Annotated in this window: 11 protein-coding genes; 7 read left to right on the top strand and 4 right to left on the bottom strand. The window is 37.3% G+C overall.

Annotated features, from left to right (window positions below; genetic code table 11):
- Window positions 1-179 precede the first annotated feature (179 nt).
- Window positions 180-5,669 carry a BafA family autotransporter gene (gene bafA, locus ACFINC_RS03650; protein WP_375616144.1) on the bottom strand — a complete coding sequence of 1,830 codons (5,490 nt, stop codon included), beginning with the start codon at window positions 5,667-5,669 and terminating at the stop codon, window positions 180-182.
- Window positions 5,670-6,228: 559 nt separating this feature from the next.
- Here bafA and ACFINC_RS03645 point away from each other — a divergent pair.
- The gene (locus tag ACFINC_RS03645) at window positions 6,229-7,518 is read left to right on the top strand and encodes an MFS transporter (protein ID WP_375616143.1); all 1,290 of its coding nucleotides are present in this window, start codon (window positions 6,229-6,231) and stop codon (window positions 7,516-7,518) included.
- On the opposite strand, the gene ACFINC_RS03640 is transcribed toward ACFINC_RS03645, so the two are convergent.
- From ACFINC_RS03640 to ACFINC_RS03630, 3 genes are read right to left on the bottom strand one after another with little or no spacing between them, the layout of a single operon-like run.
- On the bottom strand, window positions 7,515-7,778 hold the full coding sequence (locus ACFINC_RS03640) for a hypothetical protein (protein ID WP_375616170.1): 264 nt from the start codon (window positions 7,776-7,778) through the stop codon (window positions 7,515-7,517). The two genes, ACFINC_RS03645 and ACFINC_RS03640, sit on opposite strands and share 4 nt — an antisense overlap.
- Entirely contained in the window at window positions 7,768-7,944 is a 177-nt protein-coding gene (locus tag ACFINC_RS03635; RefSeq protein ID WP_375616142.1) for a hypothetical protein, read from the bottom strand. The genes ACFINC_RS03640 and ACFINC_RS03635 overlap by 11 nt, the downstream gene beginning before the upstream one ends.
- A complete protein-coding gene (locus tag ACFINC_RS03630; RefSeq protein WP_375607695.1) occupies window positions 7,944-8,390 on the bottom strand; it encodes a DNA polymerase III subunit chi in 447 nt (148 codons plus the stop codon). The genes ACFINC_RS03635 and ACFINC_RS03630 overlap by 1 nt, the downstream gene beginning before the upstream one ends.
- Before the next feature lie 390 nt (window positions 8,391-8,780).
- Here ACFINC_RS03630 and lptF point away from each other — a divergent pair, with 390 nt between their 5' ends.
- The 6 genes from lptF to rsmA all read left to right on the top strand — a co-directional run bounded on the left by lptF (window position 8,781) and on the right by rsmA (window position 16,322).
- Window positions 8,781-9,971: an LPS export ABC transporter permease LptF gene (lptF, locus tag ACFINC_RS03625; RefSeq protein WP_375616141.1), complete on the top strand. Its 1,191-nt coding sequence runs from the start codon at window positions 8,781-8,783 to the stop codon at window positions 9,969-9,971.
- Complete coding sequence (lptG, locus tag ACFINC_RS03620) at window positions 9,968-11,059, top strand: LPS export ABC transporter permease LptG (protein ID WP_375616140.1); 1,092 nt, start codon at window positions 9,968-9,970, stop codon at window positions 11,057-11,059. Before lptF ends, lptG begins: the two co-directional genes overlap by 4 nt.
- Complete coding sequence (locus ACFINC_RS03615; RefSeq protein WP_375616139.1) at window positions 11,060-13,429, top strand: LPS-assembly protein LptD; 2,370 nt, start codon at window positions 11,060-11,062, stop codon at window positions 13,427-13,429.
- 102 nt (window positions 13,430-13,531) lie between these two features.
- On the top strand, window positions 13,532-14,488 hold the full coding sequence (locus ACFINC_RS03610; protein ID WP_375616138.1) for a SurA N-terminal domain-containing protein: 957 nt from the start codon (window positions 13,532-13,534) through the stop codon (window positions 14,486-14,488).
- Window positions 14,488-15,501: a 4-hydroxythreonine-4-phosphate dehydrogenase PdxA gene (pdxA, locus tag ACFINC_RS03605; RefSeq protein ID WP_375616137.1), complete on the top strand. Its 1,014-nt coding sequence runs from the start codon at window positions 14,488-14,490 to the stop codon at window positions 15,499-15,501. The genes ACFINC_RS03610 and pdxA overlap by 1 nt, the downstream gene beginning before the upstream one ends.
- On the top strand, window positions 15,492-16,322 hold the full coding sequence (rsmA, locus tag ACFINC_RS03600) for a 16S rRNA (adenine(1518)-N(6)/adenine(1519)-N(6))-dimethyltransferase RsmA (protein ID WP_375616136.1): 831 nt from the start codon (window positions 15,492-15,494) through the stop codon (window positions 16,320-16,322). The genes pdxA and rsmA overlap by 10 nt, the downstream gene beginning before the upstream one ends.
- The last annotated feature ends 19 nt before the right edge of the window (window positions 16,323-16,341 follow it).

Here is a 16,341-nt window from a genome sequence, read left to right as displayed (position 1 = left end):
TTAGCATTTCCTCGGAGTTTTCTTATAAAAGAAAAAAGTAATGCATAATCAAGTATATAAGGGTATACAGTTTATCATGAAAAGCGAAGCTGCATGCTCTGAAAAATTGTTTTCTGAACCTTCATTAAAGACCTTTAAACAATCATACATTTAAAGATAACTAAAAAATAACCATATAATTAAAAACTATAGCGTACACCTAAAATACCCTGAAGGGACTGTTTTGTTTTACGCCCTTTAACATAATGGGCCTCACCATATAACTTTAATTTCTCACTCACCAAACTGCTTAAACCTATCCCTAACTTACCCGCATTGCCCGATAAGTCCGTGGTAAATGGATGGCGTTGATTAATTAACGTTTGATTATCATCTTTATTCTCACGTAACCATGCGGCTGTAATATACGCAAGTGATGAAGAAGCCATGCGAGAACCAAATTCATATCCTAAAGATAAGCCAACCTCACTGCGTAATGAAGTAAATGGACGCATCTCACCTCTCATGTCATTCGATAACTTGATTGCTTTACCCTCAACACGCAACCATGTAAATTGTCCATAAGGCTGCAGCCAACTGCTCTGTGACGTCTGAAGTCGATAACCGGCTTCAAAGGAAGTTCCCAATGCCCTTTGAGTATATATTCCTTCAATCCCTAAGCCATTCGTTGAAACGGCTTTCAGAGTATTTTGATAATGATTGTATTTTAAAATACCGTCGAGATACCATCCACTATGATCCAAATAAGTGACATAAGCACCAACGCCATAAGTATTTATACCGCTGGTCCCCCCCCGTGCATGCGCAACACGAGCACGATCATAACTGCCAAAACCACCTATATAAAAATCTCCATTTTCCCATTCGTTTAAACCATTGATTCCTAAAACGATACCGGTCTGATCTAGCTTAAAATCTATATGCTCTGCAGCAACACTCTCTTTAGATTTGATCGCATAGGTCCATAAAGCCGTATTCTTTTTACTTTTATCTAAAATTCCTCTTCCCATACGTACGGTTTGCATTTCATTGTGAAACACCATCGCTGGAGCTACAGACATAGACAATACCGCATCTGTAGAAGGCGTAGTTAAAAAGTCAGAAACTGAAAGCTTCTCATTCAAGTGTGGAGAAGGTTGTTCCTGAGTGTTTGGCCGCAAAGTCATCTGATCGGCTAAAGATGGTGAAGATGTTAAAACAGCAGCTTGTTGCTTTTCATCAGAAAGAGGATGAGGAACTGATGGAGGAGCACCTTCAATCATTTGACTTCCCAGAGGTGAAACAATTGGAGAAACAGAAGCTGAAGATTTTTGACTCAAGTTTCTGTGGTTTTCTCTTGGACGTGGCAATCTAATAGCATGCGCTTGTGGTGTTATAATCGTTGAAAGAGAAGAAACCTGTTGTTTTTGACTTAAATGCTGCGGAATTCTGCTTCTGCGTGGCGCATTATCCATGTAAACTGCAGTCAAATACCAAATTTTTCCCTCTTCATTCTCAATATTTTTGTGTTTTAAGCCATAAGTATAAGTTCCCCCATCAACCATTATAGTTTTTGCACCAGAAAAACTTTGTAGAGTAAAAGATGCGCCGCCACTTTGATCAAAAATTAAATCAAGTCTTGCTGAAGAAGGATCAACAATTTCAATACCAGAATCTACGACACTTATTGTGTGAAAACCACTCCCATTCTCAATAAAGAGGTAATCACCTTTTTCTTCTGCAAGACTAACATTAAAGTCAAAATGTAGACTCCCTGCTAGATTATCAATATAAAGCTGAGAGTAATATAAATCATCTTCAAAAGAGGTAAAAATAACTTTTCCTACACCGCTTAACTGCTGAATTCGTGTACTTTTGTCGTCAAACCCACAAGCAACAGAGTATAATTGAGCGTCTTCTCCATTTAATTCAATGTTTTCTACTATAGTTTGTTGACCATTATCTCCAGCATAAAGATGGAGTCCCCCCAAATCCTGAACTTTTATTTCTCCTCCTAATATTGCACCAGGAGAAACCCATGAATTGGCATTACCTTCAATCGTTAGATTCTTCACAACTCCACCCGCATAGATTTCTTGAACACCACCAGTGCGTAAAATGACTGTATTTGCTTCACCTCCTGCTAAAACACGCTGCATACCCTCTGAAAAGACTTCAGTATTTATGGCTAAACCGCCGGCTTTTTCTGCAAAGTTATCATCATCAGGAAACCATTTAGCAAGAGTTTGTATTCCTCCACTCATCACTTTTGTTCCCACAGCCATCCCATCATCGTATACGTTCTGCTGTCCCAGTGTGTCACCTTGACTATAAATTGTAGTATCATAAACACTGCTCCCAACAATCCCACCGTTCACGTACCCATCTCCGAAAACAAGCTGCTCCCCACCATAAATTTCAGCTCTCAATGCAGATCCTCCTCCCTCCACTTTTTGTTTTCCACCCTCGTAAATAATCGTAGATTCTGAAATCCCTTGTTCCCCTATAATCTCAGCACCACCATTTTCAATTGTCGTATTCTTACTGAAACCACCAGCTTGAACATAAAGTCTTCCTGATCCCTGAATTGTATTATTAATAGACTTCTTAAGAACACCTTGCTCTCCATCATCAGAGACATAAACTACATTATTATCACCGAGCAAAGAGCTTTGTAGAATTCCTCCTCCTTCGCCAATGCTGTAAGCAATTACGTCAGAGATACTAAAATCTTTTGACAATATCATATTTTCTTCTTTTTCAGGAAGCTTATCTATAGGTGACTCCGCATGAGGAGAAGGAATTACAGGAGCAGAAGTTGTTTGTGACGCAGCCAAAGACCAAGTCTTTCCCCCATTATCATCTTTTGTCTTTAAGCCATACATGTAGGCTCCACCATCAATCGTACTCGTCTCTGCACCAGAAAAATCTGTCAGAGTAAAATGCGTATTTCCGCTTTGATCATGAATTAAATCAAGCTCCAAAACTAAATTCTGATCTTCTAGAAGAGAATTGGTAATTTCAACACCAGAATCGATAACGCTTATGGTGTGATTACCTGATCCTTTTTTGATCAGAAGATAATCACCGCGCTGTTCTGCAAAATTAGTATGCAACTTAAAATGTAAACTCCCTGAAAGATCTTTGATCTCAAGTTTAGAGTAATGTGGATTAAACACGGTAGAAGTAAAAATAACACTGCCATCACCACTCAGGTTCTCAATCAAAGAGCTTTCACCATCCATCTTGGAAGAAATCGCGTACAATTTTGTATCTCTGCCATTTAACACAATTTTTTCTACTTCAGTACGAGATTGCTCTGCACCAGCATAAAGATAAATTCGTCCAAAATCATTAACCGTTGTCTTTCCTTCCAATGTTGCGCCACCATGTAACCACGATTGTGCTTGATCCTTAATGGTTAAATCTTTTACATAACCTCCTAAATCTATTGCCTGAAAAGCAGTCCCTTCTAAAAGAACGCCAATCGCGATTCCTCCCGCTAAAACGTGTTGCTGTCCACCAGAAAAGACCTTCGTATCAAAGGCAAAACTGCTATACTCGTCTAGATCTTCTTCTCCATAAAGATTTTGTATCCCGCCTTCCATGATCTGTGTGTTAAAAACCTCTCCATCATCATACACATTCTGATATCCTCGCACTCCATTCTCACCAGAAACGATAGTGTCATAGGCGCTACTCCTTACCATCTCCCCTTTGATATCAGACTTTCCTGAAACAAACTGCTCACCACCGTAAATTTTAGCCCCTTCAACTTTCCCCCCATCTTCAACCTTTTGTTTTCCCCCTTTCTTAACTGTACTATCCTGTGAAAGACCCTGTGTTCTAACAAACTCAGTACCGCCTCTTTGAATTGTTGTATACAAGCTAAAACCACCGTGATAAACGGAGATCTTTCCACCGTCTTTAACTGTATTACTAATCGAAGTTTCTCCAGTGCTTTCAACTTTCTCAACGTTACTATCAAAGCTAGGATCAGCAATCGTAACAATCATCCCCTTTTCAATTGTGCATTCTGTGAGATCCTTCGATAATGAAGCTATAGCAGATGGTTGTAAGCTAAAATCAGAAAATAAAGAGATATTTGTCTCATCAAGAGCATAATTCGCATCTAAATACCAAATTTTACCAGCCCCCTTATTGTTTCTATGTTTCAAACTATATCGATAGGTTCCGGCATCAACAGTTCCGATTTTTTCACCAAATGTGTTTGTCAGAGTAAAATGAGCATTTCCACTGCGATCAGAAATTAATTTAAGCTTTTTGTGGGAAGGGATTGTAATTTCACGCCCAGAATCAGCCACACTTATTGTGTGATAACCTGAACCACTTTCTTTAATGACAAGATAATCACTAAGATGCTTGGCAAAGTTGACATTAAAATCAAAATGTAAAGAACCTGAAAGATCATCAATATTAAGCTTAGAGTAATGCTTATTAGTCCCTAAGTACGTAAAAATAACTCTGCCACTTCCAGTTAAATTCTGGATATTAACGTGAGGTTTTTTGCTGTTATCTTCAGGAGCAATAATGTATAGTTTGCTATCTTCTCCATTTAAATTAAGATTTTCTACTTCCGTAACAGCTTCACCATTCCCAGCATAAAGATAGAGACTACCAAAATCATGAACATTTGTATCCTTATCTAATATTGCACCAGCAAAAGCCCATGACCTTGCTTGATGATTAATGGTTAGATTATCCACGTATCCAGAATCATATATATTCTGAATAGCTCTATCGTATAAAGTGACTTCACTCGCATTCCCTCCTGCAAAGATATTCTGCATACCATTTTTAAAAAGTTCGGTACTCAGTGCAAAAGCCCCTTCATTAATTGTAAAATCTTCATCTTCTGTATCGGCTGTATCAGCATCTTCTAAGAAGCTATTATGAAAATTCTCTTTACCATCAAGATTCTGGACACCACCTTTCATAATCTTTGTATCAACAGCCATCCCCCCACTATAGACACTTTGTATTCCTAGCATTCCATCTGCCGCATAAATTTCAGTGCCATAAGCACTACTTTCCTTATCTTTACGCGACAAACCATCCCCAAGGATCCCCTTACCAAAAATAATCTGCTCACCACCATAGATTTTAGCTCCCTCAGCATTTGCACCACTCTCAACAATTTGTTTACCCCCTTTTTTAACAGTAGCATATTCTGAAATGCTCAAGTTTTGGACAAACTCAATCCCACCACTCTCAATTGTCGTATCCCTGCTAACACTTGCTGCATCAATGTAGAGTTTTCCACCTTCTTGAACCGTATTATTGATGGAATATCCGGCATCTTCATAGTTAAAGCTATTTATTTCAAAACCTTCAGAGTCACGTTTAGTAATATAGACAATAGCACCATCGCTTATTATTGAATTTGTGAGAACTTCAAAGAATAGGTTTTCTAATTCCTTCCTTTCCTCTTCTGAAGACTTACTTCCTTCTACTGTCTGTTTATTCTCTATCCTTTTTGATCCCCCTTTTTTTTCTTCTACCCCCCTCACTTTTGATAACGATGTTCTTGTCTCTTCTAGATGTTCACTGATATCTACTGGTGTTAATAACTTTTCTTTTGGTGTCGCTACTCCATCTGCACTCGCAATCTTGACAAAAAAAACACTGGTCATTAATGCACAAAAACTTAATTTCAATTTGCGTTGCATTATTCACACTCCATCATTCCAAATTAAATCCCCCATTTAGAAAAAAGTGCACAGACCAAAACAACACAGTGTTGCTCACCCTCATGTCTTTTAAGATAACGAAGCATTCGATGAATTAAGCTCTGACAGATCAAATATACACCATGTGTTTTAAAATATATGCACAACCAAAAGATTTAATTCGTTTTTAGATACGCTTAAAAAGTGTTATAATTACATCTATGAAAATATTTTTGAGACAATAAACACTGATCTACCAATAAGGCTGATCCCTCAAGAGATAAAAACAGCATTAAACTTTAAAGGAAACAGCAATATGAATGAGAACAGCGTTTATGGCTACGTATTTCCATCTTCTACAGAATTTAAAGCAATGCCTTTATGCTATTCAATTTATATAATTTATAGAACACTTCATTCATGCTCATCAGTCTATACTCATTGTTCTAATATAGAGGAAACGTCATAATATTGACTCGACACTGATTTGAAATTTTTATAACTATAGTTAGTTAATTCGTCATTTGATTTGTCATACACTGAAAGGGACATTCTATTCATGTCTACAAACTTAGAAATGCAAGATAAAAACAACAGAAATTCCCCTCGTCGCATTTTGTTTGCAAGCCTTATTGGCCCAACAGTTGAATTCTTTGATTTCTATGTCTTTGGCACTGCCGCAGCTCTCATATTTCCTCATGTGTTTTTTCCAACACAAAATGATCAGGTTGCCATTTTACAATCTTTCCTGATCTTTGGAGCAGCCTTTTTTGCTCGCCCCTTTGGATCAGTTGTTTTTGGACATTTTGGAGATAAAATTGGAAGAAAAGCAACACTTATCGCTTCTCTTCTCACCATGGGACTTTCAACAGTCATTATTGGTTTTCTTCCTACTTATGAAATGGCTGGGTGGTTTGCCCCTTTCCTGTTAACCTTATGCCGTATTGGACAGGGAATGGGATTAGGAGGAGAATGGGGAGGCGCTGTTTTGCTCGCAACAGAAAATGCCCCTCCAGAAAAGCGCGGCTGGTATGCGATGTTCCCCCAATTGGGCGTTTCAATCGGTTTGTTTTTATCTATTGCTGTTTATTTGGGTCTGCTGCATTTCCTTGATCGCGCTGAACTTTTAGCTTGGGGATGGCGCATTCCTTTTATTGCTTCAGTTGTTTTTATGATTATAGGATTATGGGTTCGTCTTTCAATCAATGAAACTGTGCAATTCAAAAAAACTCTTGAAAGTAAAGAACATGTCAAAGTGCCTATCATAGATGTCTTTTTAAAATGTCCACGAATCCTATTTCTTGGAATATTTTCTGGTATGGCAACTTTTGTTTTATTTTACTTGGTCACGACATATTTGTTAAGCTATTCAACAAACCATTTGCAATTGCCATTTCATCAAGCTCTTCAAGTCGAAATTATCGGTGCTGTTTTCTGTGGAATTTTTACTGTCATCACTGGGAAACTCGCTGATCGTATTAGACGTAGAACTTTGATGATTTGGATTACAATCATCACCGGTATGTATTCTTTCGCAATTCCTTATTTCTTAAATTCTGGAGTTATGGGAGTCCTTGCAATGTCTGTCATTGGCTTATCTCTCATGGGAATGATATACAGTCCTCTTGGTGCTGTTTTGGCTTCACCATACCCAACAGCAATTCGTTATACTGGTTCTTCTATCACTTTCAATTTATCTGCTATTGTAGGAGCATCTCTTGCACCTTATATTGCAGAATATCTGGTACAACATTTCGATACGTCTTATCTCGGCTACTATTTGCTTTTTGCTTCTTTTATTTCACTGATTTGCTTCGTCGGATTTACAGAGGATGAAATATCCAACTAAAATATAATAACGAAGAATAAAATAAGAACTGGCAGCAAAAATGCTGCCAGTTTCATTTTTAAAGACATGGGTTGAGGTATCTTCCACCACAATATTCCTGCAAACAATGCACTCAAAAAGAAAAATAAAAAATCTGCAATATTGCTTATATAAGCGACAGTAAATATTTCTGAGAGGATATGTGTTGTCCCCAACCACGAAACGCAAAAAAAAGCCAATATCACACCCCATAAAACAAGCAAAATTCGATCAATCATCATCATGGCGTTTCATTTTTTTAATTATAGTCCATATATTTAGCATGCCTGAAAGAAAAACCACAATAAAAACCCAACGCCCTCCCCCTGATCCTTGCACAATAAAAAGTGCTGGATTTACTATTCCTACCACTCCTATAAAAATCAGAACAACAGATACGAAACGCATTAAATTTGTTTTTCCCAACGATGATCTTCAGTCTGTTGCCAATACGTTAAATTATGATTTTCCATTTTATATTTTTTCCACTGTGCACGAACGAGATTCAACTGCTCCTCACTTTCACCATCAAATATCACGACAAGCCGTTGATAAGCATCAATATCCGAACAAACAGCGCCCTCTATGAGAAAACGAATCTTTGAATCATTCGGATTTTCTTGTCCTGTCGTAAGAAATACAGGCTGAAAGTTTGAATATTGATCACACTCAGTTCCATGTCCAATAAATGATTCATCTGCATAAACCCATAAATGTGTATCCATAAAATCGCGTTGTTCTTTACTCACACATTGTATTGTTACTTTTCCAAAACGAGCCAATGCACGCTCCACAAGCGTCGGCAAAATATCTTTCAGCGTTGACTGCGTCAAATGATAGAATAAAATGTCCAACCTCTTAAGCCCTCATCATTCTTTATAAAAAAGCTAACGTCTTTAAAAAACTTCTATATCCCTAATACAAAGGAAACGGTTCAAGATATAAACCTGTTTTTCGATTAAGATGCATTCTCTTTTTGCACATGTTTTTAAAAGACAAAAAATTGTTATTTACACATTAATAAGAAAGTTTTTAAGCTATCTCCTAGATTCTAGGTAGACTATAGTTGAAAATAAAATATAATATATGGAAAAATAGAGAAAACTTAATAGACGATTTTATATTATTTATTTGGTAAAAATGTGCAGTTCATGGAAGGTTTTTTTTAATTTTATTACATTTTAACCGAAAGCAGTGTAAAATATTTACTATCGAATTAAAGACTGAGGGTGTTCTCCAAGTTTATGCGTATTATTGAGTTCTACATCCTGAAACGTGTCTTTGTTTTATTTAGCTCTGTCATGATTGCAGCAGTGGGTGTTAGTTGGACAGTACAAATTCTTGCACGAATAAACTTTCTTACAACAAGTAAACAAACACTCCTCACAGTCTTACAATTTTCACTCTCATTGGTTCCTTCTGTTGTTTTTCTGGTTATTCCATTTGCATTAGTAATCGCAATTACAACTATCCTTTCAGCAATGAATCAAGACTCTGAACTTGCTGTTATCAATGCCTCTGGTTTTCCTAAAAGTACTGTTTGGAAACCTATTCTTCTTCTTGCTATTGTTGCATCCTGTATCTCCTTTTCTATAGCCAATTTTGTTGTTCCTCAAGCACGTCTTCAGATGCGACAAATGCTAGCAAGTGCCCATTTTGATCTTATTAGTCTTTTCATCAGTGAAGGGAGCTTTCAAAAACTTGCTAATAACCTTTACATAGAAATTGGCGAACGGAATCCAAACGGAACCTTTGAACGTCTTTTCATTGCCGACCAGCGTGATCCTAAGACTGACCTTTTTTATTATGCAACAAAAGCATCAATTGTAAGCAATCAAAATGGTCGTTTTTTAATCCTCAATAACGGTGAAATAGAAAGAGTCAATCATCAAAATAACAGCGTTTCAATCGTTCAATTTAGCTCATATACCTTTAGCCTAGGGGAGTTTATCCCCAGTGATAAAACACCTACTCTTTATCCAAAAGATCGGTCTCTTTCTTATTTACAAAACCCTGACCCAAAAGATCCCTACTATCAACGAAAACCGCTCCAATATAGAGCTGAGTTTCACCGCAGACTAACACAATGGCTCTACCCAATCGTTTTTTCACTTATTGCATTAGCAGCGGCAGGAAATGTATGCTCACATCGACAAGCACGTCTTTACGCAAATTTCTCGGCCATTGCCCTTTCTTTGGTGGTATATTGGATAGGATATTTTTTCGCCGAAAAAGCAAAGAATGATCCTGCATACGTTCCGCTCCTTTATATTACACCCATAGGAATAAGTATATTTGTCTTTTTTATGCTTTTAACGAATCATAAAATTGGACTTCCCACAAAAGTTAATGAGATACTTCAAATCGTTTTTCAAAAAGTAATGAATAAATTTGAACATCCACAATCTCAAGATTCCTCGGATAAAATATCATGATTGGGTGGACACTTGGACGATATTTTTTTATACGTTACCTTAAAATAACTTGTTATTTCTGGGGGAGCATTTTTGTTCTTGCTCTTTTAATCGATTTTACAGAAAATTCCGGTAAGCTATCCTCCCTTCCGCATTATACAGCAAAAAATGCATTTCTTCTCTCTGTTTTACGTATCCCTTTTATCATGCAACAACTTATCCCTTTTATTGCACTCTTTTCTGCGATGGCAACGCTTATCTCGCTTAACAAAAAACTTGAACTTGTGGTAACTCGTTCAATCGGTGTTTCTGCATGGCAATTTCTTATGCCAGCTTGTTTGGGAGCTTTGCTTTTGGGATTATTTTCAATTCTTCTCATTAATCCACTTGCAGCATGGGGATTTTCTCAATCAGAAAAAATGATAACTGAATGGCGCAATAATAATATACTAACACCTCTTCATAATACACGTATTCACTGGTTAACCCAGCGTACAAATTTAGGCAGAACAACCATTGGTGCTAAATTTATCACTGATCAAGGACTTTCTCTTCTCGATGCAACCTTTGTACAATACAATGACAACGCAACTATAAAAAATTGGATTAACGCCCCAAAAGCAACATTAACCAATGGCGCTTGGCTATTAACAAATGGAACAATCTATAAAATAGGACATCCACCTGAAAAATTTACCGTATTGCAAATAAAAACCAATCTAAAACCTGAATTTTTGACGGAACGTTTAGTGAATCCTGCGACTATTTCATTTTACCAATTGCCCCAAAAAATTATGATTGCACGTTCATTTGGCTATTCTGCTCATAATTTTGATATGTATTTACAATCTTTGATCGCATTACCAGCATTGCTTGTGGCAATGACTCTCATTGCAGCAACTGTATCTTTAAATTTTACACGTTTTGGGCAATCTAGAACGTTGATTCTTGGTGGTGTCATAGCTGGGTTTATGCTTTATGTTATTTCCGTACTCATTCAGGCTTTTGGTAATGCTGGATATATTCCACCAGTTATCGCAGCTTGGACACCTGTTGTTATTGCTTTATTCTTGGGAATCTCTTTTTTACTTCATAAAGAGGATAGCTAAGTGAAAGCATTAACAGGTAAGAAAATCATTTTAACAAAATTAAGTGCTCTCGCTTTTAAAAGTGTTATGGGGATTATTTTAGGGGGAACTCTGGTTTATTATGCGCACGCTCAAAGCCTTATGTCCCCCTCTCAAAGTCGCATTCAAAATCCGGAAAGTCCTCTTTTGCTCTCTGCGGATGAACTCATCTACAATCGTGATGAAAACACTGTTTCTGCACAAGGGAATGTCCAAATCGAATATGATGGCAATAAAGTTACCGCTCAAAAAATCATTTACAATCAAAAAACAGGACGGCTTATAGCACAAGGGAATGTTGAAATTACTCAAAAAGATGGTAATAAAATTTACTCCAATCAAATTGATATGACCAAAGATCTTGGCCAGGGTTTTGTAAACGCCTTACGTATTGATACAGCCAATAATGTTCACTTTGCAGCCCAAAATGCTACACGTAAAAACAATCAAATAACAGTTTTTGAAAATGCAACTTATACAGCCTGTGAACCTTGCTCTTACAAACCAGATAGAGACGTCCTGTGGAAAATTAAAGCAAGAAAGATCATATGGAATAATAGCGTCAAAAAAATTCGGTTTGAAAATAGCAGTTTTGAAATTTTGGGCGTACCGATTATAAAATTTCCAAATTTTGAACTTTATGATCCAACGGTCAGACGTGCTAGCGGTCTGCTTACTCCTCATTTTTTTTATACCAATGATCTCGGCATGGGGATAAAGAATTCTTATTTCTGGAATCTCGCTCCTCATTACGATTTCACACTTTCTTCTACGGTTTATACCCAACAAGGGCTTTTAACCGAAGGGGAATGGCGTCAACGTTTTAAAACGGGCCGTTATAACATTCGCTTTGCTTATATATATCAAATGAAACCGCATAAATTTGATAATGATACAATTGATGCACAGTATAAAAATCGTTATATGCTGGCAACAAAAGGGGACTTTCGTATTAATTCACACTGGACTTATGGATGGGACGTTCTTGCACAATCAGATCGGCATTTTAGTCGTGCTTATAAACTTGAAAACTATAACAATCCTACACAACTTTCTCAGATCTATCTGAATGGTCTTGCAGGAAAAAACCATTTTGATATGCGTTTTTATCATTTTAAAGTTCAAGATTCGTTATTGAATGATTATCATTATGAACGTCACTCTCGGCAAGCATGGGTTCTACCACGCATCGATTATACTTTCACACCAGATGAACCCATTTATAATGGAGAACTGACCTTCCATAGTAATATGCAATCAATTTATCGTCGTCATGCTGACTTCAATTCACCCGACCAGAACGGAAATCCTCTCAACATAGTAAGACTTTCTGGTATGGCTGGAAATAGTTTGCGTTTCACAAACGAGCTTCAGTGGAAAAAGCGCTTCAACACACACAATGGACTCATCTTAACCCCTCTTCTCTCTCTACGGGCTGATATCATTACAACCAATGTACGTGAAAATCATGATTCTTCTATAAAAAACACTGTGTTATCCGAAGTTCGTGGTTCAGCAATTCGTGGCATGGCAACAGCAGGGTTAGAACTACGCTATCCTTTCCTCATTACAGCTGATCATTCTAAACATATTATAGAACCAACCGCACAAATTTTTATACGCAATAATGAACAATATATCGGACAAATTCCTAACGAAGATGCTCAAAGCTTTGTATTTGATGCAACCACTCTCTTTCAACGGGATAAATTTTCTGGTTATGATCGTGTAGAAGGTGGCACAAGAGCCAATATAGGTCTAAGATACTCTGGAAGCTTTAATGACAATTGGTCTCTTTATGGTCTCATTGGACAATCCTTTCATCTGGCAGGAAAGAATTCTTTTGCAGAAAAAGACTTTGTTAATGTAGGCACTCATTCTAGCTTAGAGGCAAAACGTTCAGACTATGTTGCAATGTTTGGTGCGACTCATAAAAGTGGTTTTTCCTTAGAAACGCGTGGGCGCTTTGACAAAAAAACAGGAAAAATCCGCCGTAGTGAAATCGAAGCATCACAAAAATGGCAAAATTTTTGGACTTCTATAGAATATGCTTATATCGCAAACCAACCATCTTATGAATATCCAAAAGAGCGCCAAGAAATTTCTTTTCAAACAGGACTTAAATTGGCAGATTATTGGTCCATTAATAGCAACGCCGGTTATGATTTAGTATCTGGTACATTTATAAAGCGAGGAATTAGCTTGAGTTATATGGATGAATGTTTCGGGCTAACATTTGGTTATCAACAGGTAACAGATCCAGGGAGAAAAACACCCTTGCAAAACTTCAATTTTTCTTTTTCACTGCGTACAATTGCAGATATCGGAAAAAAGATAGATTCAAATTTATAAAGAGAATGTATAAGCACTTTAACTTATCATTGTTTTTATGAAAGAAAACGTATATTTTAAGTTGTTGATGAGAATTAATAAACAATGCGAAAGCTTATTTATATGAATAAATTGAAAAAGCGTATTCTTGCTTTATTTTGTACTGCGTCTTTGAGCGCAAGCAGCCTGCTAATAAATGAATTTTTGATTCCAACGGTCTTTGCGCAGACTGCTATTGTTGTTACAGTTAATGGAAACCCCATCACAAATTATGACATACAAAGGCGCCTTGCTTTTCTGAGATTGCAACAAAAGCAAGGCAATTTGGTGGCACAAGCTAAAAAAGAGCTTATCGACGAAAAGCTGAAAGATATTGAAATAAAACGCCGCAATGTTGAAGTAAGCAATGATGAAGTTGATAAAGCTTTTGAAAATTTTGCAACACAAAATAATATGACTATTGATCAGCTCAACCAGATTCTGATCCAAAGTGATATCACTGTGCAACACTTTAAAGATTACATCCGTGGACAAATAGGATGGGGACGTCTTATTAACGCACGCTATCAATCTGAAACTGGTATGATTACTGAACAAGAAGCTGTACGCAGAATATTAAAAAATGGTGGTGTAAAACCTTCAACCAACGAATATACATTACAGAGAATTGTTTTTGTTATTCCTGCACATCGTCGTTCAGAAATCTTTGAAAGACGTCAAAGAGAAGCAAGCAATTTTCGCGCACATTTCCGTGGATGTGCAAATGCTCACAATCAAGCAAAAGGTATTTTAGACGTTACTATCCGTCACTTAGGAAAGTTTCTGGAGCCCCAACTCCCCAGTGCATGGGAACAAGCTATTCTTGCAACACCTGCTGGAAAAATGACAAAATTACAAGAAACATCTGATGGAATCGAAGCAATTGCTGTCTGCAAAATAAAGAGAGTTTCTGATGATTATGTCGCACGGCTGATCTTTGCTCTTCAAGATAGTAAAAAAAGAAGCCCGCAAAAACTTGAGGAATTAAGCGAGAAATATTTAGAAGAATTGCGGCGAGTGGCGCGTATTCAAAATTCATAATGGCTATTCTTGTTGTTAGCGGTGGTGATCCTGCCGGAATTGGTCCTGAAATAGCGCTAAAAGCATGGAATTTGCGTGTTAAGCGCCAAGTTCCGCCTTTTGTGCTTCTCGCTGATCCAGATGTGATTCGTTCGCGCGCTCGTTTTTTACAGATTGATGCTGAAATGGAATCTGTTTTAATCAGTAATCCCGTAAAAAACTTTCAAAACGCTCTTCCTATCATACCGTTAAAAAACAAACAAAGTAATCAATTAGGTATACCTTCATCGAATAATGCTGCTGGAATCATTGAAGCGATTAAACGCAGTGTTCAATTGATTCAAAGTGGCCATGCATGTGCACTGATCACTTGTCCTATTGCAAAAAAAAATCTTTATGATGCCGGTTTTCAATTTCCAGGTCATACAGAATTTTTAGCCGATTTGGCATATAAAGCTTTTCATAAATGTTATCATCCCGTTATGATGTTAGCAGGACCTCGATTAAAAACGGTACCAATTACTGTTCATATTCCATTCAAAGATGTTCCTTCACAGCTTACCCGTGATTTAATTATTCAAACGGTACTTACTACTGAATATGACTTAAAAACACGGTTTAAAATAACGTCACCCCGACTAGCTGTTGCTGGTCTTAATCCTCATGCTGGAGAAGAAGGAGCAATGGGAAAAGAAGATATTGAAGTTATCACTCCTGCTATTGAATATCTTAAAAAGAAAGGTCTCGATATTGCAGGCCCGCTGCCTGCCGACACAATGTTCCATGAATGCGCAAGAAAAGCATATGACGTTGCCATTTGTATGTATCATGATCAAGCCCTTATCCCTGTCAAAACATTAGACTTTGATACCACTGTTAATGTTACATTAGGTTTACCTTTTATTCGTACGTCTCCAGATCATGGGACTGCTTTTGACATTGCCGATAAAGGGATAGCCTCTCCCGAAAGCTTTATTGCTGCTCTTAAACTTGCAAATCAACTTGCAAAAAATAGTTTGAACCCATGCCAATAGATAATCTTCCTCCTCTGCGTGAGGTTATTGATATATATGGATTACAAGCACATAAATCTTTGGGGCAAAATTTCCTTTTTGATCTTAATTTAACCTCTAAAATTGCTCATCAAGCAGGAAATATAGAAGGAAAACCTGTTATTGAAATTGGGCCTGGTCCTGGAGGTCTCACACGTGCCTTGCTGGCAAAGGGTGCCATTGTAATAGCAATAGAACGTGATGAACGTTGTATACCGGCTCTCATAGAAATAGAAAAACACTATCCTCAAAAATTAAAAGTTATTTGTAATGATGCACTGAAGCAAGATTTCTCAAAACTCTTTGAAACAAGCCTAGAAAAACCACGCATTATTGCAAACCTTCCCTATAATATTGGGACACAACTCTTATTAAATTGGCTTTTGTCTGAACCATGGCCTCCTTTTTATGAGTCAATGACATTGATGTTCCAACGTGAAGTTGCCAAACGGATTACGGCTCAACCTCAATCTGCTCACTATGGACGCCTTAGTGTCTTAGCTGGTTGGCGTACCGTTGCTAAAATTGCTTTTGATGTTCCTCCTCAAGCCTTTATACCAGCGCCCAAAGTAACCTCTTCCGTTGTTCATATTATTCCGCGCCCCCGACCTCTTGCCTGCTCTGCACAAAAACTAAGCCTCGTTACAAAAACTGCTTTTGGACAAAGACGAAAAATGCTTCGTCAAAATCTCAAAACACTTGGAGGTGAAGAGCTGTTAGAAAAAGCTGGAATTGATGGAAGACGCCGTGCTGAAACACTCTCTGTTTCTGAATTTGTAACTTTAGCGCATCTAGTGCTCTAAAAAATGCACTTTTTGTTTT

The sequence above is a fragment of the Bartonella sp. AP58NXGY genome, assembly GCF_042195785.1.
Classification (GTDB): Bacteria; Pseudomonadota; Alphaproteobacteria; order Rhizobiales; family Rhizobiaceae; genus Bartonella.
Note: the sequence above shows the minus strand (reverse complement) of the source record. Positions and strands in the feature narration are given on the sequence as shown.